This is a genomic window from Pedobacter polaris (assembly GCF_005116505.1).
In the GTDB taxonomy this organism is placed as follows: Bacteria; Bacteroidota; Bacteroidia; order Sphingobacteriales; family Sphingobacteriaceae; genus Pedobacter; species Pedobacter polaris.
Genome location: NZ_SWBR01000002.1, coordinates 284,321 through 307,171, shown reverse-complemented (window position 1 = coordinate 307,171; position 22,851 = coordinate 284,321). Strand labels below are relative to the sequence as shown.

Below are 22,851 nucleotides of genomic sequence, written 5' to 3'. Positions count from 1 at the left end.
TTTTTCCATATAATTAGTGAAATAACATCAAATTATTCTAGTCACATTTAAGGATTTTACCCATTCTGATTTTTTACACACTTCACAAACAGTTTTTTCGCTAGCCGAAAGTTGGGCTGTAAAACCGCAAAAGCTACAAGAATAATAACCCTTATGTTTAATTTCAGTATGTTTATCGCAAAATAAAGAGGGTAAAATTGGCAATCCATATTTAACTTCTGTATCAGCATAAAAGAAAACACTTATACTTCCTGATGTTTCAATTATGGCCAATTGAACCTGCCCCAAGTGAGCCACGCTTTTCAATCTTAATTCAGAAAAAAATTCATCTTGAGCCAATGTTTCTTTTTTAAAATTGTCAATTGCGAATTTTCCATCTTCAATTAAACAAGTGCAACTTCCCTCAAGTAATTCTTCTACCTTTTTACTTTTGTTTACGAAATAAGAGGTAACCTTATATGCCAAAACAACTACAGCAAAAACCGCTGCTGCTGATATTAAACCAACCTCTTTATAAAACATTGGGTCGCCAGCGGCTGAACCTAAGCTGATTATCACAACCAATTCAAATACCGATAATTGTTTTACCCCTCGTTTGCCTAAAGCTCTTAAGCTCACCAAGACAATGAGATACATTATCAATGTTCGGATCATTATTTCTGGAATGAAACTCCAATCTTCATCCCCAATTAATAATTTTTCTATATCCTTAAAAAAGCTTAGTAAAATAATAGTCATCAAAAGTTTAATAGCTATAACATAAAACTGCCCTTTTTGTGTTGAAATGAGAAAATATTTTTAAGCTTTAGTTCAAGCTTTGAGAGTCCCTATTAGCAATACATGGTTAATCTTTTAGCTGTTTTAACAATTTTTTTGGCGCTCTGTTCTTCCAAGCAGTAAATAAAAGCCCACTTAAAACTTCGGGTACTACCCTATCTAGGTTAACCAACATGTATTTGTATTTGAGATAGTGGGGTGTGATAAAAAAGGTATTAGGATCTTTTTCCAGCCATTTGTCTCGCTCAAGCGTGTGAATTACTAAATTTTCCCCATCTTCTTTTAATCTAGCAAAAATATATTTCTCGACATAAAACGCAGGTGTTTCAAAACATATTTGCTCTGTTACGCCAGGAAATTCAAAAACAACTTTCCTGATAAATGTTAAAGCAAGCAATGTTTTGTTGGTCATTATCCTCTTCCTGCCATTTTTATCATTCTATGTGCCAAATCTCTTCCTAAATATCGATCTATTATTCCATGTACAATATAAAGGATGGGTGTCATCGCTAACGCTATAATGAATTTATAGGTGTAACCTACAATACCAATTGCAGCAACCATTTGCCAGCTCCAATGATAGGCTGGATTTAAGTAAAAGGCAATAAAAATAACAACAAAACTATCTATGAGTTGAGAAAACAAAGTAGAACCAGTAGATCTTAACCAAAGTGCTTTTTCTCCGGTGAATTTTTTAATTCTATGGAAAATCAATACATCTACCATTTGTCCTATTAGAAAGGCAGTAATTGAGCCTACTATAATCCACATTCCCTGACCAAAAATAGCATCAAAGGCAACCAACATGTTAATTTCTTGTCCATCAACTTTTTGCATTAACCAAAAATCAGATGGTTGTAACTTCATAGCTAACCAAACTACTAAAAATGCAAAACCGATTAGTACACTTGTTAAGATAGAAAGAAACCTAACTTGTTTTACACCAAAATATTCATTGATAATATCTGTCATTATGAAAATGATTGGCCAAGTTAAAACGCCAGCAGACATGTTAAATGAAAGATTAGGAACACCAAATAAATTAATATCTAATTTCTTAATCCCTAAAGTCCCTTCAACTGAAAAAATCTTAACCCCAATAAATTCTGATAAAATGGCATTGGCTACAAAAAATGCACCCAGAACAAGTAGCAATCGGCTTTCTTTGGTTTTAAAAGTCATGGTAGCTAAAATACGATTATTTTAATAGAATTAAATGTAAGCTTCATGTTTAAACATATATCATTCTAATTTTTTACAATTAGCCTACCTGCATCAAGGTTCAAATTCTCATCTTTGCGACTTCTAAAAAATTCATGGCAAAATCTAAATCTTTCTTTTTAATACTAATTCTTGGTTGTTTAGCCGCATTGGCACCATTTTCTATAGACATGTACTTGCCAGGATTTAAAGCAATTGCACTAGATTTAAATACAGACGTACCAAAAGTATCACTTTCGTTATCAACTTTTTTTATCGGCATTTCTGTAGGACAGTTACTTTATGGCCCCTTATTAGACAAATTCGGAAGAAAAAAGCCACTCTATTTTGGATTGTCTTTATACATTCTATCATCAATTTGTTGTTTGCTCGTTACTTCCATAGATCAATTAATTGTATTAAGATTTATACAGGCAATCGGGTGCTGTGCAGCATCTGTAGCTGCAATAGCCATGGTAAGAGATTTATTTACTGTAGAAGAAAGCCCTAAAGTATTTGCATCCTTAATGTTAGTGATTGCGGTTTCACCAATGCTAGCTCCAACTGGAGGTGGTTATTTAATTACTGCTTTAGGTTGGCAATCTGTATTTGTGTTTTTAGGTTTAGTGGCAATATTAATGTTATTAGCTAGCATATGGTGGCTACCAGAAAGCTATAAACCAGATCCTCATTATTCACTAAAACCGAAACCTATATTAAGCAACTTTTTAATTGTTTTAAAAGAGCCTAGCTTTTATACTTATGCATTAATAAGTGCTGTTACTTTTAGCGGTTTATTTGCTTATGTATCTTCATCACCTGTGGTATTTATGGATTTGTATAAGGTAACAGAAACAGGATATGGTTGGATTTTTGCATTACTATCAGTGTTTTTTATTGGCTTTAGTCAAGTAAATAGCTACATTTTAAAATGGTTTACAAGTAAAGAAATTGTATTCTGGGCATTAATAATACAAAGTATATTCAGCATATTGTTTCTTATTGCTGCAGTTTATAACCTATTAAACCTGTATACAACAATTACATTTATAGCTTTATTTTTAGGCTGCCTTGGCTTTATCAATCCAAATGCATCAGCACTTTCATTGGCTCCATTTTCTAAAAATGCTGGTAGTGCATCGGCATTAATGGGAGCTTTACAAATGGGGCTGGGTGCATTAGCTTCGGCAGTAATTAGCATGTTTGCTGCTGACGTAATTTGGCCAATGCCAGCCGTGATGACAATTGCAGCATTAATTGCCTTGTTTTGCTTATTTATAGGTGGAAGAAAAATAAAAACTAACATTAATAACTTATAGATTTATATCTATCGAACTAAATGGATCGTTATAATTCTCTCGGATTATTACTATTTTCGTAGTGCATGATACTTATAAACTCTAAACTCCCTACCGTAGGCACCACCATTTTTACAGTGATGTCTAAATTAGCCAAAGAACACAACGCAATTAACCTATCTCAAGGTTTCCCAGATTATCCAACAAATCCTAAGCTAATTGAATTTGTGGCCAATGCAATGAAAGATGGTCATAATCAATATGCACCAATGACTGGGCTACCTGTCCTTCGAGAATTAATAGCTGAAAAAACCACTAAACTTTATGGCGCAAACTACAATCCAGAAACAGAGATAACAATTACTGCAGGTGGTACACAAGCCATATTTACTGCTTTAGCGGCTGTAATTAATCCTGGCGACGAGGTAATTATCTTTGAACCTGCTTATGATAGTTATTCACCAACCATAAAATTACTAGGTGGTTTAGTGAAACCATTCGAATTACATGCTCCAGATTATACTATTGATTGGGAAATGGTAAAAAAATTATTTACCGCAAACACGAGAATGATTATTTTAAATAGTCCGCAAAACCCAACTGGTAGCATACTTAACAAAACTGATATTGATGCACTTATTAAGTTAACCAAAAATACAGATATACTTATATTAAGTGATGAAGTTTATGAACACATCGTTTTTGATGGAGAAAAACATCTTAGTGTTTCAATCTATCCAGAATTAAAAGAAAGAAGTTTTGTAATTGCATCTTTCGGGAAATTATTGCATACTACCGGCTGGAAATTAGGCTATTGCATGGCACCTACTAAACTAACGTCAGAGTTTAGAAAAATCCACCAGTTTAATGTATTTAGCGTAAATACACCTATGCAGCTTGGTATAGCTAATTACTTACAAAGCGAAAATGTGTATGAAAATCTTTCTAGCTACTTCCAAGAAAAAAGAGATTTGTTCCGTTCCCTATTAAGTAACACTAAATTTAAATTATTACCTTGTAAAGGTTCTTATTTTCAATGTGTAAGCTTTAGTGGAATTAGTGATGAAAAAGATTCTGATTTTGCGAAAAGATTAGTGACTGACTTTGGGGTTGCTAGCATTCCAATTTCTGCGTTTTACACTAAAAATACTGACGACAAAATATTACGTTTCTGCTTTGCAAAAGAAGAAAATACACTACAAACTGCTGTTGAAAGACTAATAAAAATATAATTTATCCCTAAAAAATTATAAAATGGAAAGTCCACAATATTTGAACATTCAAAACCTAAAGATTACTGTCTTTCAGGCCTATTTGTTTTGGGAAAATGTAGATAAGAACCTTCAAAATATCTCATTGAGATTATCTGGTGGTGTTAGAGAGAAAACCGATCTCATTGTTTTACCTGAGATGTTTAATACTGGTTTTACCATGAGAGCTGAAGAAATGGCTGAAGAAATGGATGGTAAAACCATGCAATGGTTAATCAAAACAGCTTCAAGTTATGATTGCGTTGTTACTGGGAGCTTAATCATTAAAGAAAATAACAATTTCTATAATAGAATGATTTGGATGTTGCCTACTGGTGAATGTCAGTATTATGACAAACATCATTTATTTACCATGGCTGATGAAAATAAAAATTTTGAAGCTGGGAATAAGCAACTTATTGTAGAATTAAAAGGTTGGAAAATTCGTTTAGCTATCTGTTATGATTTACGTTTTCCTGTTTGGTTAAGGAATAAAAATGCTGAATATGATATTCTTCTTTTAGTTGCAAGTTGGCCAGATAAACGTGTATCTCATTGGAGAACATTGATACATGCTCGTGCAGTAGAAAATCAAAGCTATGTTATTGGTGTGAACAGGGTCGGGCATGATGGTAATCAAGTTTACCATAGTGGCCATTCTATGTGTATAGACCCTTATGGCAATACTGTTTACTACAAACCAGAAGATGAAGATTTATATACTTTTAGCATCAACTATCCTGATTTAGAAAAGATAAGAAGACAATTTCCCTTTCTAAAAGATGCTGATGAATTTAGTTTATCCTAATATTTCAACTCCAAAATGCTCAATAGAAGAAAATTTTTAAAAGCTTCGGCTTTATCTACTGCTTTATTAGCAATTGATAAAAAAAGTATAGCTCATACCCTACCCACCGCTACCAATGTTATTAACAAACCAATCGTAATTTCTACTTGGGATTTCGGTGTTGCAGCAAATGCTGATGCTTGGAAAATTTTAAGTAAAAATGGTAGAGCTTTAGATGCTGTTGAACAAGGTGTTTGGGTACCAGAGGCTGATGAAAGCAATCAATCTGTAGGATATGGCGGCTTACCTGATAGAGATGGTAAAGTTACTTTAGATGCCTGCATAATGGATGAGCAAGGCAATTGCGGAGCTGTTTTAGCATTAGAACACATCTTACATCCCATTTCTGTGGCTCGTAAAGTGATGGAGAAAACACCGCATGTAATGTTAGCTGGAGATGGTGCTTTGCAGTTTGCTTTAGAACAAGGTTTTAAAAAAATTAACCTCCTTACTCCATCATCAGAAAAAGCTTGGAAAGAATGGTTAAAGACAGCTAAGTACGAACCTGTAATGAACATTGAGAATAAGCTTTATGATAAAGCTGCTCCTAATAAATTACCTGGAAATAAATATAACCACGATACCATTGGAATGATTGCAATGGATGCTCAAGGCAATTTTTCTGGTGCTTGCACTACAAGTGGAATGGCTTACAAATTACATGGTCGTATTGGAGACAGTCCGATTATTGGTGCTGGGTTATATATTGACAATGAAATTGGTGGGGCCACATCGACAGGTGTCGGAGAAGAGGTAGTGAGAAATGTGGGTTCGTTCTTGGTTGTAGAATTAATGCGACAAGGTTATTCACCAGAAGAAGCTTGTAAAGAAGCTGTAATGCGTATCATTAAAAAGAAGCCTGAAACCGCTAAAAATATTCAGGTTGGCTTTTTAGCAATGAATAAAAAAGGCGAATATGGCGCATATGCTATTCAACAAGGTTTCAGCTACGCTGTTTGTGATAGCAAAAAGCAGGATTTGGTAGTTAAAGGAAAAAGCTATTATTAAACCCCCGACCCTAAAGGTGGAGTTGCAAACCGAATAATCAATTGCAAAATATATGACGACTTTGTTATGAACACATTACTGGAAAAGCCCCCTTTAGAAGTTTGGGGTTTAGAAATCTGCGCAAATTCATTCTCCTCTGCTCTTGCAGCAGAGAAAGGGGGAGCAAATCGCGTTGAGCTTTGTGAAAATATGGCTGAAGGTGGCACCACACCTAGTTATGCTCAAATTAAACTTTGTAAAGAAAAACTAAGTATCCAAGTATGGCCAATTATTCGCCCGCGAGGTGGAGATTTTTTATACACTGATGATGAATTCGAATTGATGAAAGAAGACATCAAAATCTGTAAATCATTAAACTGTGATGGCGTTGTAACCGGAATTTTATTAACCAATGGAAAAATAGACAAAAAACGTTGTGTTGAATTAATAGAATTAGCAAAGCCGATACCTGTTTCTTTCCATAGAGCTTTTGACATGAGCAATGATTTGGAAAAAGCTTTAGATGATTTAATTGAGTTAGGTTTTATAAGGGTTTTAACATCAGGTGGAGCAAATAATGCATACGAAGGAATTGATACTATCCATAAATTGGTTAAACAAGCCAATGGAAAAATAGAAATTATGCCAGGTGCTGGAATAAATCCTCATAACATTCAAGAGATTGCTACTAAAACCGGAGCTAAAAACTTCCACTCCTCGGCAAGGATAACAGTGAAAAGTAAAATGGAATACCGTAATCAAACCGCTAAAATGGGGAATATTGAAGATGAATATCAGTATCAACAAACATCAGCAGAATTAGTAAAACAGATGGTAGAAAAGCTTATATGAAAAGACTAAATATTATTTTATTATTAATCACTTGTGCGTTAATCGCTAATGCACAAAATGCCAAACAAAAAGCTCCTGAATTTGCATTAGGAACTTTTACTGATGATTACGGAATAAGCTATTCGATAAATGATACATTGTGGGTTCAAAACCCAAAAACTAAATACCACATCATTAAATGGAATCCAGAAAAGCAATATTTAGTTGCAAGAAATGATGCTGGAAATAAAGCTGATGGAAACAAATACACACGTATTGATTATATGACTTTTAGTGGGATGGAACCTTATCTATGGGGATTTTGCTTAACTGCCTATGATGCAGAAACTGACGTAATTGCTGAGAAAACTGCTGCTGCCGATAGACAAAATCCTAAAAAGGGATGCAATGGTTATCCATTCTCTAGAATGAAAAGAGTTGAAATAAAACCTATTACAAACTAATTTAATGAAGTTCTCTAAAATATTAATAGCAATCTTACTATTTGTAAATTTTGCAACTGCCCAAACTAAAAGGGATTATAATCAATATGTTAATCCATTTATTGGTACTGGTGGCCACGGTCATACTTATCCTGGGCCTGCCCTTCCCTTTGGGATGATACAGCCGGGACCAGATACAAGATTAGAAGGTTGGGATGGTTGTTCTGGTTATCATTATACCGATTCTTTAGTATATGGATTTTCACAAACTCACCTAAGCGGAACTGGTATTGCAGATTATTGCGATTTTCTTTTTATGCCAACACTTGGAAAACCTCAATTTTTAAATACGCAATACGCCTCGCCCTTTCAAAAGAAAAATGAAAAAGCTAGTCCAGGGTATTACAGTACTTTTTTAGATAAATATAAAGTTAAAGCTGAAATTACAGCCACCAGACGCTCAGGACTATATAAATTCACTTATCCGAGGTCTAACGAAGCAAATATCATTATCGATTTAAAACATAGAGATAAAGTTTTAGATAGCTGGATTGAAATTGTAAATGATAGAGAAATTAAAGGTTTCCGAAAATCGAAAGCTTGGGCAACCGGACAAGAACTATATTTTCATGTTCGATATAACAAACCTTTTAAAGCTTATGGTATTGTTGTTAATGATGAATTGAAACCTGGACTTAAAAAAGCTCAAGGAACAAACATCAAATTATATATCCAGTTTGCAACAAATGAGCAAGAAGCAATTCTTTCTAGAGTTGCAATTTCTGCCGTTGATGATAAAGGTGCTTTAAAGAATCTGAATGCTGAAACTGATGGTTTGGATTTTACTAAAGTGCTTTCAAAAGCTAAAATAGCTTGGAACAAGGAACTCTCAAAAATTGATGCAGAAAGTACTAATAAAAAACAACTAACTACTTTTTATTCTGCACTTTACCATAGCTTACTTAATCCAAACTTATATATGGATGTGGATGGCAAATATCGTGGATTAGACAATAAAATTCATACTGCAAAAGACTTTGAATATTACACTGTTTTCTCACTATGGGATACTTATAGAACTGAGAATCCTTTACTAACATTAATTGATAAGAAGCGAACTTTAGACTTCATCAAAACTTTTTTAGCAATGCACCAACAAGGTGGACAATTACCTATTTGGCCATTGGCTAATGATGAAACCTTTTGCATGATTGGTAACCATGCTATTCCAGTAATAACTGATGCTTATGCAAAAGGAATTAGAGGCTTTGATACAAAATTGACTTTAGAAGCAATGAAACATGCTGTAAACCGCAAACAATTTGGCATAGATGTTTATGCAAAAAATGGTGCAGTACTGGCCGATGTGGAACATGAAAGCGCTTCTAAAACAGTAGAGTATGCTTATGATGATTGGTGCATTGCTCAGTTTGCAAAAATGATTGGTGAAGAAGCTGATTATCAAACTTACATTACCAGAGCACAAAATTGGAAAAACGTTTACGACCCGTCAACGGGTCATATTAGAGCTAGAAATAATGGTGGTTGGTGGAAGCCTTTTAATCCAACAGAAGTAAATAATAACTATACTGAAGGGAATTCTTGGCATTATAGCTTTAGTACACAGCAAGATATAAATGGACATATGGAATTGATGGGTGGAGAGAAAACTTATCAAGCAAAATTAGATGAATTATTTACTACAAAACAAGGCTTAACAGGTCGTGATCAAAGTGATATTACAGGTTTAATTGGTCAATATGCTCATGGAAACGAACCAAGTCATCATATGGCTTATCTTTTTAATTTCACATCTCACCCAGAAAAAACACAGTATTATATTAACAAAATAATGAATGAGCAATACCACGACCAGCCTGATGGTCTGTCTGGAAATGAAGATTGCGGACAAATGAGTGCTTGGTTAGTGATGAGTGCTATGGGAATTTATCCCGTTTCTCCTGGAAACAATATGTACAATATCGGAACACCTTGGTTTAAAAAGATGACGATTAACCTAGAGAATGGTAAAAAAATCATCATCTCTGCTCCTGCTAAAACTAATGCAAATTATTACATCAAAGGAATTTCGTTAAATGGAAAAACCTATAATAAACTGTTTTTAAACTTTGAAGATTTAGCAAATGGAGCAACCTTAAATTTTACGCTGTCGTCTACACCAAATATGAAATACTTAAACGGCTTACAAAAACCTGTGATGAAAATTACAGAAAATCTCATTGTTCCAAATCCTATAATTGATGGTCCGCAAGAAACCTTTAAAGATAAAGCGGAGGTTACCATCACTTCTGCCCTTCCAAACACAGAAATCTATTACACATTAGATGGTGCTGTACCAAATCAGAATTCAACAAAATATGTAGCTCCATTTGGTATTAATAAAGATGTAACTGTAAATGCCATCGCTTACAGAAAAGGTTTCAAAACAAGTTATGTAAGCACTGCAACCTATAAAAGGATTAATAATAACTATACCATCAAAATTAACTCTGAAATTAACAAAAGCTTTACTGGCGGAGGAAATGATGCCTTAATTGACGGTGTTAGAGGCTCTATCAATTGGAGAGTTGGCAATAGGTGGCAAGGTTTCTGGGGAAAAGATTTCGAAGCTATTTTAGATTTAGGAAAAGACCAACAAGTAAATTCTGTAAGTATTGGTGCTTTGCAAGATACAAATGCTTGGATTGTTTTTCCCCCATCGACTGAATTTTATACCGCTGGCGACGATATGAATTTCAAGTTAATTGGAACTGTTAAAGCGCCAGTTGATGCGAAAGATTATAACATACAGATTAAAGAATTAGGTGTAAAAGTAAATTTAGATTGTAGATACATTAAAATCATCGCCAAAAATTATGGCGAACTTCCCGCTTGGCATGAAGGTGCTGGTGGTAAAGCACATACTTTTTTTGATGAGATAACGGTTAAATAGCTAACTCGTCATTGCGAAGAGGAACGCCAGCCTGTCCTGGACTTTTCGGGAAAGCAATCTATCTAACAGGAAAGATTGCTTCGCTTTGCTCACAATGACGCACCTACCTAAGAAACTATACAACTTTTAATAGTACCACAGCCCTTTGTTAGCTAAACCAGATTGAAACGGCATCTCCCGATTTTTCATCGGTAATACAGTGTAAAGCTGGACTGAAATATCAAATAAACCACTGAAATTGCTTTTCAAATCATACTTTTTATTGCTGAAACATCTTCTATTTTCCGTTTCCCATCTTACCTTAAAAAAACTATCTTTGCACAAAGATGAAGCACATACGTAATTTTTGCATAATTGCACATATAGACCACGGCAAAAGCACTTTAGCTGATAGGTTACTAGAATATACAGCGACGATTTCTCAACGAGAATCCCAAGCACAATTGCTTGATAATATGGATTTGGAGCGTGAGCGTGGTATCACGATTAAAAGTCATGCTATACAAATGAATTTCAAAATTGATGGTCAGGAGTATAATTTTAATCTAATTGACACCCCTGGACACGTTGATTTTTCTTATGAAGTATCTCGTTCTATTGCTGCTTGTGAAGGCGCATTACTGATTGTAGATGCATCTCAAGGTATACAGGCCCAAACAATTTCTAACCTTTATTTGGCATTAGAGCACGATTTAGAAATCATTCCGATTTTAAATAAAATGGATTTGCCTGGGGCGATGCCTGAAGAGGTAAAAGACCAAATTATTGATTTAATTGGCTGTAAAAGAGAAGAAATTATTCCTGCATCTGGTAAAACAGGAATGGGAATTCCTGAAATTTTGCAAGCAATTGTAGACCGTGTTCCTGCTCCTGTGGGTGACCCAGAAGCACCATTACAAGCATTGATTTTCGATAGCGTTTTTAATTCTTTTAGAGGAATTATTGCTTATTTCAAAGTAGTTAATGGTGAAATTAAAAAAGGTGATAAAGTAAAATTCATTAACACTGGTAAAGAATATTTAGCTGATGAGGTTGGCATTTTGAAATTGGATATGTCACCAAGAACATCAGTTAAAACTGGTGATGTTGGTTATATCATTTCTGGAATTAAAGAGGCTCGTGAAGTAAAAGTTGGTGATACGATTACCAATGTTGCTAGACCAGCTACTGGTGCAATTCAAGGTTTTGAGGAAGTAAAACCAATGGTATTTGCAGGTATTTATCCTGTTGATACTGATGAGTTTGAAGAGCTTCGTGAGGCAATGCACAAGTTGCAACTGAATGATGCTTCTATCGTATTTGAACCAGAAAGTTCTGCCGCATTAGGTTTTGGTTTCCGTTGTGGTTTCTTAGGAATGCTGCATATGGAAATTATCCAAGAGCGTTTAGAACGTGAATTCGATATGACGGTAATTACTACGGTTCCCAACGTATCATATATTGCACACACTACCAAAGGCGATGAATTTATTGTAAATAACCCTTCAGATTTACCAGACCCAAGTAAATTGGACTCTGTTGAAGAACCTTTTATTAAAGCGAATATTATTACCAAAGCGGAATTCGTTGGTCCAGTAATGTCACTTTGTATTCAAAAAAGAGGAACTATTGTTAATCAATCTTACTTAACTTCTGATAGAGTTGAATTGATTTTTGAAATACCGATGGCAGAAATTGTATTCGACTTTTATGATAAGTTAAAAACAATTTCTAAGGGTTATGCTTCATTCGATTATCATCAAATTGGTTACCGTAAATCTGACTTGGTGCGTTTAGATTTGTTGTTAAATGAAGAACCCGTTGATGCATTATCATCTTTGATACACCGTAGCAATGCATATGATTTTGGTAAAAAAATCTGCGATAAGTTGAGGGAATTAATCCCTCGTCAGCAATTTGAGATTAAAATACAAGCCTCTATTGGTGCCAAAGTTATTGCTCGCGAAACACTTAGTGCTTTACGTAAAGATGTTACTGCTAAATGTTATGGTGGTGATATTTCTCGTAAACGTAAGTTATTAGAAAAACAGAAAAAAGGTAAAAAACGTATGCGCCAGGTTGGAAACGTAGAAATTCCACAATCAGCGTTTATGGCAGTTTTAAAATTAGATTAAACCAAGTAGCAAGACATTGCAATTCTAGATACTTGATACTAGATACTCGATACTTATAAATATGCAATTACTCGACGGCAAATTCGCATCAGAAAAGATAAAAACAGAAATAGCAGCAGAAGCAGCAGCTTTTTTAACGCAAAGTGGACGCAAGCCACATTTAGTTGCCATATTAGTTGGTAATGATGGTGGTAGTGAAACTTATGTGGCTAGCAAGATGAAAAACTGTGAGAAGGTTGGTTTTAAATCTTCACTATTTAGATATGACAACTCGGTAACCGAAGCTGAACTATTAGCTAAAATTGAAGAAATAAATAAAGATACTGATGTTGATGGTTTAATTGTGCAGTTGCCTTTACCTAAACATATTGATCCAGAAAAAGTTACGGAAACTATTGATTATCGTAAAGATGTTGATGGATTTCATCCAGTTAACTTAGGCAGGATGATGCGTAATTTACCTTGTTTTATTCCTGCTACTCCTTATGGGATTTTATTGATGTTACAAGCTTACAACATTGATACAACTGGTAAACATTGTGTTGTTGTAGGTAGAAGTAACATTGTAGGTAGTCCGATGAGTATTTTAATGGCTCGTAACGCTAACCCAGGAAACTGTACCGTTACTCTTACACATAGCAAAACTCATAATTTAAAAGAAATGGTTTTGCAAGGCGATATCGTTGTTGCAGCAATTGGCAGAAAGAATTTTGTTACTGCAGATATGGTTAAGCCTGGTGCTATCATCATTGACGTAGGTATCAATAGAGAAACTTCAACAGAAACTAAATCTGGTTACAAACTGTTTGGTGATGTTGATTTCGAAAATGTAGCTCCAAAAGCATCTTGGATTACTCCTGTTCCTGGTGGTGTAGGTTTAATGACTATAGTTGGTTTGTTAAAAAACACATTGGCATCAGCAAAAGGAGAAATATACTCTTAAGCAGAAAGGTAAAAGCTTCAAGCGAAAAACCAATTAATACGTATAGATAATTTTTAATTCACGTATTAATTATTATCTTTGATTATTAATCAAAAGAATATGGATGCGAAATTAACTTTAAGCTTCAATCAAGAAGTTGTAACAAAGGCTAAAAAATATGCTGCTGATAACAATATTAGTTTATCTAGGTTAATTGAGCATTTATTAACTCAGGTTACATCTACACAATACAAATCACTAGAAGATTTTCCAGTTGCAGATTGGGTTAACATGGTTGCAGAAGGTGAAGTAGAATACAAAAGAGCTCCAAAAACATCTCGTAAATCTAACAAGGATGAGTTCTTTTCATCTAAAAAATAATGATAAGAATTTTCTTAGATGCTAATGTTCTTGTTTCTGTTTTAAACAAAGAATATCCATTATTTACTTATTCATCTAGGATTTTAAGTTTAGCTTCTCATCCAAAATTTGAGGTTTACACCTCTCCTCTTTGTTTAGCAATTGCTTTTTATTTTGCAGAGAAAAAGCATAAATCTAAATTAGCCAAGCAAAAAATTGATATACTTTGTGAGCATATAATTATTGCAGAAAATTTAACAGATGGTGTACTTAAAACTTTAAGTAATAAGAAAATACATGATTTTGAAGATGGTTTAGAATATTATGCTGCTAAAGAAAATAAATGTACTTGCATAGTTACTGAAGACATTGAGGATTTTTATTTTTCTGAAATTGAAGTATTGGATTGTGTAGCATTTTTCAATCGATATTTATTGAATTAAGAATTTTCGCTCATATTTCGTCATTTAAAGGCACCAAGTAATCTCCTATTAAAGTAAAACTAGAGGGAGATTGCTTCGGATTGTGAAAACAATTCTCGCAATGACGACCTCCTTAAATTGTAATATAGAACAATGCGAAATTATCTCAGAATTGAGTTTTTCAGAATAGATCCTTCACTTCGTTCTGGATGACAAGTGACTAAGAAAATAACTTTTTAATCCAATTTTGCTTAAAGCCAACATATAATCCATCTTCTCTCAACTCTGTTGGATAGATATCTATATAATCTCCTTGCCCCTCTGCTCCTCTTCCATTTGTTAAATTGTATTCCCAGCGATGTATTGGACAAATAATATTACCTTCCTTACACCAGCCTCCACTTAGAATTCCTCCAGCGTGTGGGCAAGTATTTTGAATAGCAGAAAACTTTCCGTTGTGTTTAACAATACAAATTTTCTTACTATCGGCCTTTGCCATTTCTACAAAATCTTCTCTTTCAGTTTCTTGTTTTGACAAAACCTTTACCCAAATCATCTTTTCTGCTTTTTTGAATGTGTATATTTGCGCTCTAATTTACGAAATGGCACACAATATACCAGAAGATGGCACATTACTTCCTTTAATGGAAGAATTTTACACAATACAAGGAGAAGGATACAATACCGGAAAAGCTGCATATTTTATTCGTTTAGGAGGTTGTGATGTTGGTTGCCATTGGTGTGATGTAAAGGAAAGTTGGGATGCAGAATTACATCCACTCACTCTTTCTGATGATATTGTTGAAAAAGCAGATACTTTTCCGGGTAAAGCTGTTGTTGTAACTGGCGGGGAACCATTGATTTATAACTTAGATTATTTGACCAGAAAACTACAAGACAAAGGTATCTTAACATTTATTGAAACTTCTGGCGCATACCCACTTTCGGGTTCTTGGGATTGGATTTGCCTTTCTCCAAAGAAATTTAAAGCACCCAGGCCAGATATTACTCCCTTTGCTAATGAATTAAAAGTTATTGTTTTTAACAAAAGCGATTTCGAATGGGCTGAGAAATACGCCGAAAGTGTTTCTGCAACATGTAAGCTTTATTTGCAACCAGAGTGGTCTAAATCTAAAGAGATGACGCCACTAATAGTTGACTATGTAATGGCAAATCCAAAATGGGAGATATCTCTGCAAACGCATAAATTCCTCAATATCCCTTAATTATTCGATAATTTATTTACATTAGTCATTACCAACTCAAATGGCTTAAATGAAAAAATATTTCATATTTTTCTTCTGCTTGTTTACATTTTCGGCTAATGCCCAGAATTCTCTCAACAAGAAAGCGCAAGAAAGCTTTGAAGATGCCCAGCAATACTTAAGACAGAATATTTATGACGATGGCATTAAACACTTAGATGAAGCTATTAGATTAGATCCAAAATTTCAAATGGCTTATATCCAACTTGGGGATATTTATAGAAGACTAAAAACTTATCTAAAAGCAAAGGAAAATTATCGCAAAGCTGTTAGTTCAGCACCAACAATAGAGCCTAGAATTTATTATGTATTAGGAGAAAGCGAATTGCTTTCTGGCGACTATATAAATGCTAAATCTAATTTTTTGTTTTTTCAACAAAAATATACGGGTAATGATGGAGACTTTATACATAGAACCAAAAAGTATATTCTAGATTGTGATTTTGCGATAACTGCCATAAAATCACCAACCAAATACGAACCTATAAATATGGGCTTTTATATTAATAGTCCAAATCGTGATTATTTCCCTGCCCTAACTGCAGATGGCCAAACTATTATTTTTACACGTGTTGTTGATGGAAATGAGGATTTCTTTATTTCTACAAAAGAGAACAATGAGTGGCACAAAGCTCAATCCCTAAGCAATAAAATAAATACACCGAATTATAATGAAGGTGCACAATCTATATCACCAGATGGAAAATATTTGTTTTTTACAGGTTGCAATCGCCCTGATGGATTAGGTAGATGTGATATTTATGTATCAAGAAAAGAAGGAAACGAATGGGGCAAAACCATTAATTTAGGGAGAGCAATCAATTCTGAATTTTGGGAATCTCAACCCTCAATTAGTCCAGATGGTTCTACGCTCTATTTTGTGAGCAATAGACCTGGCGGAATTGGTGGGTATGATATTTGGAAGAGCACACTTACTAATGAAGGCCAGTGGACAGCCCCAATAAATTTAGGGCCAGAAATCAATACAATCTACGATGAAAATACGCCGTTTATCCATGCGGATGGAAAAACATTGTATTTTTCATCAAGCGGATGGCCAGGTTTTGGAGATAAAGATATTTTCTACAGTCGAATTGGTGAAGGTGGAAAATTTACAACTCCAATTAACTTAGGTTATCCTATTAATACTTATAATGAAGAAATTGGATTAATTGTTACAGCAGATGGAACAGAAGGATTATTCTCATCCAATATGAAAGATGGGGGCTTTGGTGATTTGGATGTTTATCATTTCAAATTGCCAGAGAAGGTGAAACCACTACAAGTTACTTATGTTAAAGGTATTGTTAGAGATAAAGATACCAAAGAATTGCTTGAAGCAAATGTTTTAGTAATTGATTTAAAAACAAATAACCCTGTTTTTAACGACTATACATCAAAAGAAACTGGAGATTTTATGGCAGTTATGCCTATTGGAAGCCAATATTGCTTCAATGTAGATGCAGATGGATATCTATTTAACTCACAGCATTTTGAATTAGAAAAGATCGAAGGAAATAAACCATTTGAATTTGAAATTCTATTAGAAAAAATAAAAGTCGGTAGCAATGTTACACTTCAAAACATTTTTTTTGACACGAATAAATATGAACTTTTGCCATCATCAATGGTTGAGTTAAATATTTTGACAGAGCTACTCAAAAACAATCAAAATGTTGCGATTGAAATTCAGGGTCATACGGATAATGTTGGAGATGTTAAATTAAACGATAAGCTATCTGAAAATAGAGCAAAAGCTGTATATGATTTTTTAATTGGCAATGGCATTGAAAAGAAAAGATTAAGTTATAAAGGTTACGGAGCAACAAAACCTCAAGCCGATAATATAACCGAAGAAGGTAGAAAACAAAATAGAAGAACAGAATTTATCATTACAAAAATATAATGGAACAGAACTTAAAAAATCATAGCAGATATGTAAAAGGGTATCATTTTGTACTCTCTTTCTTAATATTGATCGGTACAATTGGAGCAATAATTAATTTTTATCATTCCTTAAGTAACGCTAATCATTATAACTCAGCATTGTTGTTGATTTTATTTCTGATTGCCATTATTCTATTTTGGTATGTGAGGCAGTTCCCACTTAAAGCACAAGATAGAGCAATTTTTGCTCAAGAAAACTTAAGGTACTTTTCTCTTGCTGGAAAATTACTGCCTCAAGAACTTAGAGGAAGTCAAATCATCGCATTACGCTTTGCCTCTGATGAAGAACTAATTATACTTGTTGATAGAGCTATTGCAGAGAAGTTATCTTCAAAAGAAATTAAAGCTTCAATAAAAAAATGGAGAGAGGATCGTTACCGATTGTAAAATTCAAGATTTTAACTTTTGACCTTTTTTGACATAAATTGCTGAACCTTCTGCTAACATTACTGAATCCGGTTTTGCATTAGATAGAAAACCAAAATCTATACCGTAATTTCTTTCAAAATCCACATCAATTTTATAATCTTTTACAGGATACATTTCCCATCGCGGATGTTCTACACCATATTCTGAAGTGATATTGGATCCAATTTTTGTATAACCCCAATAGTGTTCGGTGATAAATTCTTCTTCACTAGCAATTGCTATTGGCTCGCTGTTTCGGTTTGCTGTTACAGAAAATGTGTTCCAATTTTTAGTTTTCCAAGCATACTCTACAAAAAGCTCATTATTGTTTGTAATCCAACAATGTTTCATTGGCAAAGTTTGGTAGTTTTCTTTATAAACTGTATTTGCAATAAAGGTAATTGCTGGTTTTGGCACAATTTCTTTTACAAATACCACCCCTCTTTTCCATACTCCAGTTTCATCTTTATATTTTACATAAAACCTCAAATTAACTTCTTCAAAATTACCATGAAACGGAATGTGGAAGCCTTTTAATTTGGTATTTAAAAACATAAATCCAACAAGGCTTACGTAATATTTGCCTTGCCAATCATCCAATTCTGTAAATGGCGGAAGATATTTTAATAGAATTTCTTTATCTACTTCATATTGAGCTAAAGCTAATTTACGCCAATCAGCTGATAAAAAGATATTATTGCCAGTCATTTAGATCACAGCTTGCCTAACTCGAATTAACTTTAATAATAACTCTTCAAGCAAAGCCAAATTTAACATATTAGCTCCATCAGATTTTGCGTTTGCAGGGTCAGGATGAGTTTCAATAAATAATCCATCGGCACCAACTGCTATTGCTGCTTTAGCAATGGTTGTTATCAATTCTGGTTTACCACCTGTAATACCACTGCTCTGATTTGGTTGTTGTAAAGAATGAGTGCAATCCATCACCACTGGTACACCAAAACTTTGCATCTCTGGTAAACCACGATAATCAACGATTAAATCTTGATAGCCAAAAGTATTACCTCTATCAGTAAGAATAACTCTATTATTTCCTGAATCTTTAATTTTATCAACTGCAAATTTCATAGAACCTGCAGATAAAAACTGACCCTTTTTAACATTAACAACTTTTCCAGTTTCTGCTGCTGCGATTAACAAATCTGTTTGTCGGCATAAAAAAGCTGGGATTTGCAAAACATCTACATAAGCCGCTGCCATTGCTGCCTCTCCACTTTCATGGATATCTGTTACAGTTGGCACATCAAATATTTTCCCGATTTTTTCTAAAATCTTTAGTGCTTTTTCATCGCCAATACCAGTAAAAGAACTTCCTTTACTTCTATTCGCTTTGCGGTAAGAACCTTTAAAAATGAATGGAATATTTAATTTATCTGTTAATGAAACTATCCTTTCAGCTATGCGTAAAGCAATTTCTTCGCCTTCTATCGCACAAGGACCAGCCATTAAAAAGAAATTATTTGAATCTTGGTGTTTGAGTTTATCTAGTTGTAGCATTTTTATTTGGTATTGGGTATTGCGGATTGAGATAACTACGCAATACTAACATCTCACATCTATGTTTTAATTTCCTAATTCAGACATGAATTTAATTCTCATCAGTTGTATTTCTTCGCGAGTGTAATCGCTTTCGCCTAAATCACTTAAGGCTTCATCAATAGAGTCATTATCAGCTGCCCTAAAGTAATCGAAAACTTCATCTTGTCTGTCTTCATCAATTACTTCATCAACAAAATAACCTAAATTTAATTTTGTGCCCGAATTAACTATTGCCTCTACTTCTTTCAAAATATCAAAATAAGTAATACCTTTTGAGCGAGCAATATCTTCTAATCCAATTTGTCTATCTATATTTTGAATGATTGAAACTTTTAAAGCAGATTTATTCGCTTGAGTTTTAATTACTAAATCAATTGGTCTTTCAATATCATTGTCCTCAACATATTTTTTAATCAGCTCAATAAAAGGGCTACCAAATTTAACCGCTTTACCATGGCCAACCCCAGAAATTTGCTTCAGCTCCTCCATTGTTATTGGATAATGAGTACACATTTCTTCTAAAGACGGATCTTGAAAAACAACAAAAGGTGGAACACTTTTTTGCTTAGCAATTTTCTTGCGTAAATCTTTAAGTAATCCTAATAACTGGGTATCTAAAGCTCCGGTTCCATGTTTAACATCCTCTTCGTCATCATCAGCAGCACTTTCTATTAATTCGTTTAAAATAAATTTTAAACTATAAGGGTTTTCTATAAACTCTTTGCCGGCTTTTGTTAATTTAAGAACACCGTAACTATCAATATCCTTAGAAACAAAATTATTCAAAACAGCTTGTCTAATGAGAGATTTCCATAGAATTTCTCCTTCTTCTTTCCCTAAACCGAACTCTGGTAATTTATTCTGTTCGTACGCTATAGTTTGAGCTGTTTCGCTACCCATAAAAATGTTTAACAAATGCGTATCATCAAACTTTTCGTCTGTAGATTGAATTAGTTTTAAAAAGATTAATAAATGCTGTTCGGCTTCAAACTGTTGTTTTGGTTTTTTGCAATTATCGCACATGCAATTACAACCAGTTTCATTAAAGTTTTCTCCAAAATAATGTAGAATTTGCTTTCTTCTGCAAACGCCAGATTCTGCGTAATCTATTACTTCTTTTAAGATTTGGGTTCCAATTTCACGCTCAGAAACTGGTTTATCTTTCATGAACTTAGCCAGTTTATCTACATCTTTTTGTGCGTAAAATGATAAACAATACCCTTCTCCGCCATCTCTACCAGCTCTACCAGTTTCCTGATAGTAACCTTCCATGCTTTTTGGAATATCATGGTGAATTACAAAACGCACATCTGGCTTATCTATTCCCATACCAAAAGCTATTGTAGCCACAATTACTTCGGCGTCTTCCATTAAAAACTTGTCTTGAGTATCTGCTCTTACTTTAGGCTCTAAGCCTGCATGGTAAGGCAGTGCCTTAATTCCATTTAAATTTAAGCTTTCTGCAACTTCCTCTACCTTTTTACGGCTTAAACAATATATTATCCCAGATTTACCAGTGTTATATTTAATATATCTAATAATTTCTTTGATAACATCTCGTTTAGGACGGATTTCATAAAATAAATTGGGTCTATTAAATGACGATTTAAACAAAGTTGCATCCGTCATCTGCAGGTTTTTGATAATATCCTGTTGTACTTTAGGAGTTGCCGTAGCTGTAAGGGCAATAATAGGTATATGTTCTCCCAAACCTGTAATTACCTGCCTAATTTTACGGTATTCTGGTCTAAAATCATGACCCCATTCAGAAATACAATGTGCTTCATCAACCGCCACAAAAGAAATTTTAAGCAACCTTAAAAATTCAATATTTTCTTGTTTAGCTAAAGATTCGGGTGCAACATAAAGTAGCTTAGTCTGTCCATCAAGTAAATCAGATTTAACTTGTGTAATTTCGGTCTTATTTAAAGATGAATTAAGAAAATGTGCAATACTATCACTTCCTCCAAATGCTCTTAACTGATCAACCTGGTTTTTCATCAATGCAATTAAAGGCGAGATCACAATTGCAGTTCCTTCACTCATTAATGCTGGCAACTGATAGCAAATAGACTTACCACCACCAGTTGGCATAATTACGAACGTATTTTTCCCCTCTAATATATTAGTAATGATGGGCTCTTGGTCTCCTTTAAAATTATCAAAACCGAAGAAAGTTTGTAAGTTATCAAACAACGACTTTTTCACGTCCATTTTTTGTATCAAATATTCTGTGCTATTATTGTTCAAAATAACATAATTTTGCAGTAATTAAAGCATCAATATACTAATAAATTCTCTTTGAAAAGTAAAAAATCTATTATCGAATCTGCTACATCTACTTTAAAGTTAGAATCAGATGCTATTTTAAACCTCATACAACATATTAACGATGATTTTGTTAAAGTTGTACAGGCCATTTTAGACAGTAAAGGTCGAGTTATTGTTACAGGGATTGGAAAAAGCGCAATCATAGCACAAAAAATTGTAGCAACTTTTAATTCTACGGGTACACCCGCAATTTTTATGCATGCAGCTGATGCTGTACATGGAGATTTAGGTATGATCCAAAAAGATGATATTGTCCTTTGTTTGTCAAAAAGTGGAAATACACCTGAGATTAAATTACTTGCTCCCCTTTTAAAACAGTCTAACAACTTGTTAATAGGCATGTTAGGTCAAGTTGATTCTGATTTAGCTAAACAAGCCGATTTAGTTTTAAATACTATTGTTGATAAAGAAGCCTGCCCACATAATTTAGCTCCTACAACAAGTACAACTGCTCAATTGGCTATGGGTGATGCTTTAGCGATTTGCCTATTAGAAGCTAGAGAATTTAACACAGCAGATTTTGCTCGCTATCATCCAGGGGGCTCGCTTGGTAAGAGGTTATACTTAAAGGCTGGTGATTTGGCCTTAAAAAATGAAAGACCAAGTATTAAGCCAGATGCATCTGTTAAAGACGTAATAATAGAAATTAGTAAAAACCGTTTAGGTGCTGTTATTGTTATTGCTGATGAAAAAATACTAGGTATTATAACTGATGGTGACATAAGAAGAATGCTTGAAAGATATACAGAAATTGAAAATATCAAGGCATCAGATCTAATGAATATAAATCCTAAAAGGATTGACAAAGATGAATTAGCGTTGTATGCATTAGAAATAATAAAAGCAAACAATATCACACAATTATTGGTTACTAGTGGCGATACCTATTATGGATTAATACATATGCATGACCTTTTACAAGAAGGTATTATTTAA

At 33.9% G+C, this 22,851-nt stretch carries 22 protein-coding genes; 15 read left to right on the top strand and 7 right to left on the bottom strand.

The features are described 5' to 3' along the window. Positions 1-27: 27 nt before the first annotated feature. The 3 genes from FA048_RS07665 to FA048_RS07655 all read right to left on the bottom strand — a co-directional run bounded on the left by FA048_RS07665 (position 28) and on the right by FA048_RS07655 (position 1,959). On the bottom strand, positions 28-738 hold the full coding sequence (locus tag FA048_RS07665) for a DUF421 domain-containing protein (RefSeq protein WP_136839651.1): 711 nt from the start codon (positions 736-738) through the stop codon (positions 28-30). A gap of 106 nt (positions 739-844) precedes the next feature. Next, entirely contained in the window at positions 845-1,189 is a 345-nt protein-coding gene (locus FA048_RS07660; RefSeq protein WP_136839650.1) for a hypothetical protein, read from the bottom strand. After that, a complete protein-coding gene (locus FA048_RS07655) occupies positions 1,189-1,959 on the bottom strand; it encodes a queuosine precursor transporter (RefSeq protein WP_136839649.1) in 771 nt (256 codons plus the stop codon). The genes FA048_RS07660 and FA048_RS07655 overlap by 1 nt, the downstream gene beginning before the upstream one ends. Positions 1,960-2,093: 134 nt before the next feature. On the opposite strand from FA048_RS07655, the gene FA048_RS07650 reads away from it, so the two are divergent. The 11 genes from FA048_RS07650 to FA048_RS07600 all read left to right on the top strand — a co-directional run bounded on the left by FA048_RS07650 (position 2,094) and on the right by FA048_RS07600 (position 14,425). After that, positions 2,094-3,296: a multidrug effflux MFS transporter gene (locus FA048_RS07650; protein WP_136839648.1), complete on the top strand. Its 1,203-nt coding sequence runs from the start codon at positions 2,094-2,096 to the stop codon at positions 3,294-3,296. Positions 3,297-3,361: 65 nt separating this feature from the next. Continuing rightward, positions 3,362-4,507: a methionine aminotransferase gene (locus FA048_RS07645; protein ID WP_136839647.1), complete on the top strand. Its 1,146-nt coding sequence runs from the start codon at positions 3,362-3,364 to the stop codon at positions 4,505-4,507. A 22-nt stretch (positions 4,508-4,529) separates the two neighbouring features. Then, positions 4,530-5,333: a nitrilase family protein gene (locus FA048_RS07640; protein WP_205943452.1), complete on the top strand. Its 804-nt coding sequence runs from the start codon at positions 4,530-4,532 to the stop codon at positions 5,331-5,333. Positions 5,334-5,348: 15 nt separating this feature from the next. Next, positions 5,349-6,380, top strand: a complete 1,032-nt coding sequence (locus tag FA048_RS07635; protein ID WP_136839646.1) for a N(4)-(beta-N-acetylglucosaminyl)-L-asparaginase — start codon at positions 5,349-5,351, stop codon at positions 6,378-6,380. Positions 6,381-6,446: 66 nt separating this feature from the next. Further along, entirely contained in the window at positions 6,447-7,211 is a 765-nt protein-coding gene (locus FA048_RS07630; protein WP_136839645.1) for a copper homeostasis protein CutC, read from the top strand. Continuing rightward, a complete protein-coding gene (locus FA048_RS07625) occupies positions 7,208-7,654 on the top strand; it encodes a hypothetical protein (RefSeq protein ID WP_136839644.1) in 447 nt (148 codons plus the stop codon). Before FA048_RS07630 ends, FA048_RS07625 begins: the two co-directional genes overlap by 4 nt. Positions 7,655-7,658: 4 nt before the next feature. Then, on the top strand, positions 7,659-10,586 hold the full coding sequence (locus FA048_RS07620) for a GH92 family glycosyl hydrolase (RefSeq protein WP_136839643.1): 2,928 nt from the start codon (positions 7,659-7,661) through the stop codon (positions 10,584-10,586). A gap of 326 nt (positions 10,587-10,912) precedes the next feature. Further along, positions 10,913-12,700: a translation elongation factor 4 gene (gene lepA, locus FA048_RS07615; RefSeq protein WP_136839642.1), complete on the top strand. Its 1,788-nt coding sequence runs from the start codon at positions 10,913-10,915 to the stop codon at positions 12,698-12,700. A gap of 61 nt (positions 12,701-12,761) precedes the next feature. Continuing rightward, positions 12,762-13,643, top strand: a complete 882-nt coding sequence (locus FA048_RS07610; protein WP_136839641.1) for a bifunctional 5,10-methylenetetrahydrofolate dehydrogenase/5,10-methenyltetrahydrofolate cyclohydrolase — start codon at positions 12,762-12,764, stop codon at positions 13,641-13,643. A 99-nt stretch (positions 13,644-13,742) separates the two neighbouring features. Next, entirely contained in the window at positions 13,743-14,003 is a 261-nt protein-coding gene (locus FA048_RS07605; RefSeq protein ID WP_136839640.1) for a DUF6364 family protein, read from the top strand. Beyond that, a complete protein-coding gene (locus FA048_RS07600; protein WP_225872507.1) occupies positions 14,003-14,425 on the top strand; it encodes a PIN domain-containing protein in 423 nt (140 codons plus the stop codon). The genes FA048_RS07605 and FA048_RS07600 overlap by 1 nt, the downstream gene beginning before the upstream one ends. A gap of 199 nt (positions 14,426-14,624) precedes the next feature. Here FA048_RS07600 and FA048_RS07595 read toward each other — a convergent pair whose 3' ends face one another. Continuing rightward, positions 14,625-14,960: a Rieske (2Fe-2S) protein gene (locus FA048_RS07595; protein ID WP_136839639.1), complete on the bottom strand. Its 336-nt coding sequence runs from the start codon at positions 14,958-14,960 to the stop codon at positions 14,625-14,627. 46 nt (positions 14,961-15,006) lie between these two features. Here FA048_RS07595 and FA048_RS07590 point away from each other — a divergent pair, with 46 nt between their 5' ends. The 3 genes from FA048_RS07590 to FA048_RS07580 are packed head-to-tail and all read left to right on the top strand — an operon-like array spanning position 15,007 to position 18,003. Then, the gene (locus tag FA048_RS07590) at positions 15,007-15,630 is read left to right on the top strand and encodes a 7-carboxy-7-deazaguanine synthase QueE (protein ID WP_136839638.1); all 624 of its coding nucleotides are present in this window, start codon (positions 15,007-15,009) and stop codon (positions 15,628-15,630) included. A gap of 49 nt (positions 15,631-15,679) precedes the next feature. Continuing rightward, a complete protein-coding gene (locus FA048_RS07585; protein ID WP_136839637.1) occupies positions 15,680-17,575 on the top strand; it encodes an OmpA family protein in 1,896 nt (631 codons plus the stop codon). Beyond that, positions 17,575-18,003, top strand: coding sequence for a DUF6526 family protein (locus FA048_RS07580; RefSeq protein ID WP_225872506.1), 429 nt, complete (start codon positions 17,575-17,577; stop codon positions 18,001-18,003). Before FA048_RS07585 ends, FA048_RS07580 begins: the two co-directional genes overlap by 1 nt. A gap of 3 nt (positions 18,004-18,006) precedes the next feature. On the opposite strand, the gene FA048_RS07575 is transcribed toward FA048_RS07580, so the two are convergent. The 3 genes from FA048_RS07575 to recQ all read right to left on the bottom strand — a co-directional run bounded on the left by FA048_RS07575 (position 18,007) and on the right by recQ (position 21,798). Then, complete coding sequence (locus tag FA048_RS07575) at positions 18,007-18,732, bottom strand: YqjF family protein (RefSeq protein ID WP_136839635.1); 726 nt, start codon at positions 18,730-18,732, stop codon at positions 18,007-18,009. Continuing rightward, positions 18,733-19,542 (bottom strand): 3-deoxy-8-phosphooctulonate synthase, encoded by an 810-nt coding sequence (gene kdsA, locus FA048_RS07570; protein WP_136839634.1) that lies wholly within the window; start codon positions 19,540-19,542, stop codon positions 18,733-18,735. A gap of 66 nt (positions 19,543-19,608) precedes the next feature. Next, positions 19,609-21,798: a DNA helicase RecQ gene (gene recQ / locus FA048_RS07565; RefSeq protein ID WP_136841230.1), complete on the bottom strand. Its 2,190-nt coding sequence runs from the start codon at positions 21,796-21,798 to the stop codon at positions 19,609-19,611. 87 nt (positions 21,799-21,885) lie between these two features. On the opposite strand from recQ, the gene FA048_RS07560 reads away from it, so the two are divergent. Next, positions 21,886-22,851, top strand: coding sequence for a KpsF/GutQ family sugar-phosphate isomerase (locus FA048_RS07560; protein ID WP_136839633.1), 966 nt, complete (start codon positions 21,886-21,888; stop codon positions 22,849-22,851).

Coding starts and splice junctions, on each gene's coding strand:
- FA048_RS07660 (WP_136839650.1), bottom strand. CDS start 1,189: ATGACCAACAAAACATTGCTTGCTTTAACATTTATCAGGAAAGTTGTT.
- FA048_RS07650 (WP_136839648.1), top strand. CDS start 2,094: ATGGCAAAATCTAAATCTTTCTTTTTAATACTAATTCTTGGTTGTTTA.
- FA048_RS07640 (WP_205943452.1), top strand. CDS start 4,530: ATGGAAAGTCCACAATATTTGAACATTCAAAACCTAAAGATTACTGTC.
- FA048_RS07575 (WP_136839635.1), bottom strand. CDS start 18,732: ATGACTGGCAATAATATCTTTTTATCAGCTGATTGGCGTAAATTAGCT.
- FA048_RS07610 (WP_136839641.1), top strand. CDS start 12,762: ATGCAATTACTCGACGGCAAATTCGCATCAGAAAAGATAAAAACAGAA.
- FA048_RS07630 (WP_136839645.1), top strand. CDS start 6,447: ATGAACACATTACTGGAAAAGCCCCCTTTAGAAGTTTGGGGTTTAGAA.
- FA048_RS07655 (WP_136839649.1), bottom strand. CDS start 1,959: ATGACTTTTAAAACCAAAGAAAGCCGATTGCTACTTGTTCTGGGTGCA.
- recQ (WP_136841230.1), bottom strand. CDS start 21,798: ATGGACGTGAAAAAGTCGTTGTTTGATAACTTACAAACTTTCTTCGGT.
- FA048_RS07595 (WP_136839639.1), bottom strand. CDS start 14,960: ATGATTTGGGTAAAGGTTTTGTCAAAACAAGAAACTGAAAGAGAAGAT.
- FA048_RS07585 (WP_136839637.1), top strand. CDS start 15,680: ATGAAAAAATATTTCATATTTTTCTTCTGCTTGTTTACATTTTCGGCT.
- FA048_RS07665 (WP_136839651.1), bottom strand. CDS start 738: ATGACTATTATTTTACTAAGCTTTTTTAAGGATATAGAAAAATTATTA.
- FA048_RS07590 (WP_136839638.1), top strand. CDS start 15,007: ATGGCACACAATATACCAGAAGATGGCACATTACTTCCTTTAATGGAA.
- FA048_RS07645 (WP_136839647.1), top strand. CDS start 3,362: ATGATACTTATAAACTCTAAACTCCCTACCGTAGGCACCACCATTTTT.
- FA048_RS07605 (WP_136839640.1), top strand. CDS start 13,743: ATGGATGCGAAATTAACTTTAAGCTTCAATCAAGAAGTTGTAACAAAG.
- FA048_RS07625 (WP_136839644.1), top strand. CDS start 7,208: ATGAAAAGACTAAATATTATTTTATTATTAATCACTTGTGCGTTAATC.
- FA048_RS07600 (WP_225872507.1), top strand. CDS start 14,003: ATGATAAGAATTTTCTTAGATGCTAATGTTCTTGTTTCTGTTTTAAAC.
- FA048_RS07635 (WP_136839646.1), top strand. CDS start 5,349: ATGCTCAATAGAAGAAAATTTTTAAAAGCTTCGGCTTTATCTACTGCT.
- FA048_RS07620 (WP_136839643.1), top strand. CDS start 7,659: ATGAAGTTCTCTAAAATATTAATAGCAATCTTACTATTTGTAAATTTT.
- FA048_RS07580 (WP_225872506.1), top strand. CDS start 17,575: ATGGAACAGAACTTAAAAAATCATAGCAGATATGTAAAAGGGTATCAT.
- kdsA (WP_136839634.1), bottom strand. CDS start 19,542: ATGCTACAACTAGATAAACTCAAACACCAAGATTCAAATAATTTCTTT.
- lepA (WP_136839642.1), top strand. CDS start 10,913: ATGAAGCACATACGTAATTTTTGCATAATTGCACATATAGACCACGGC.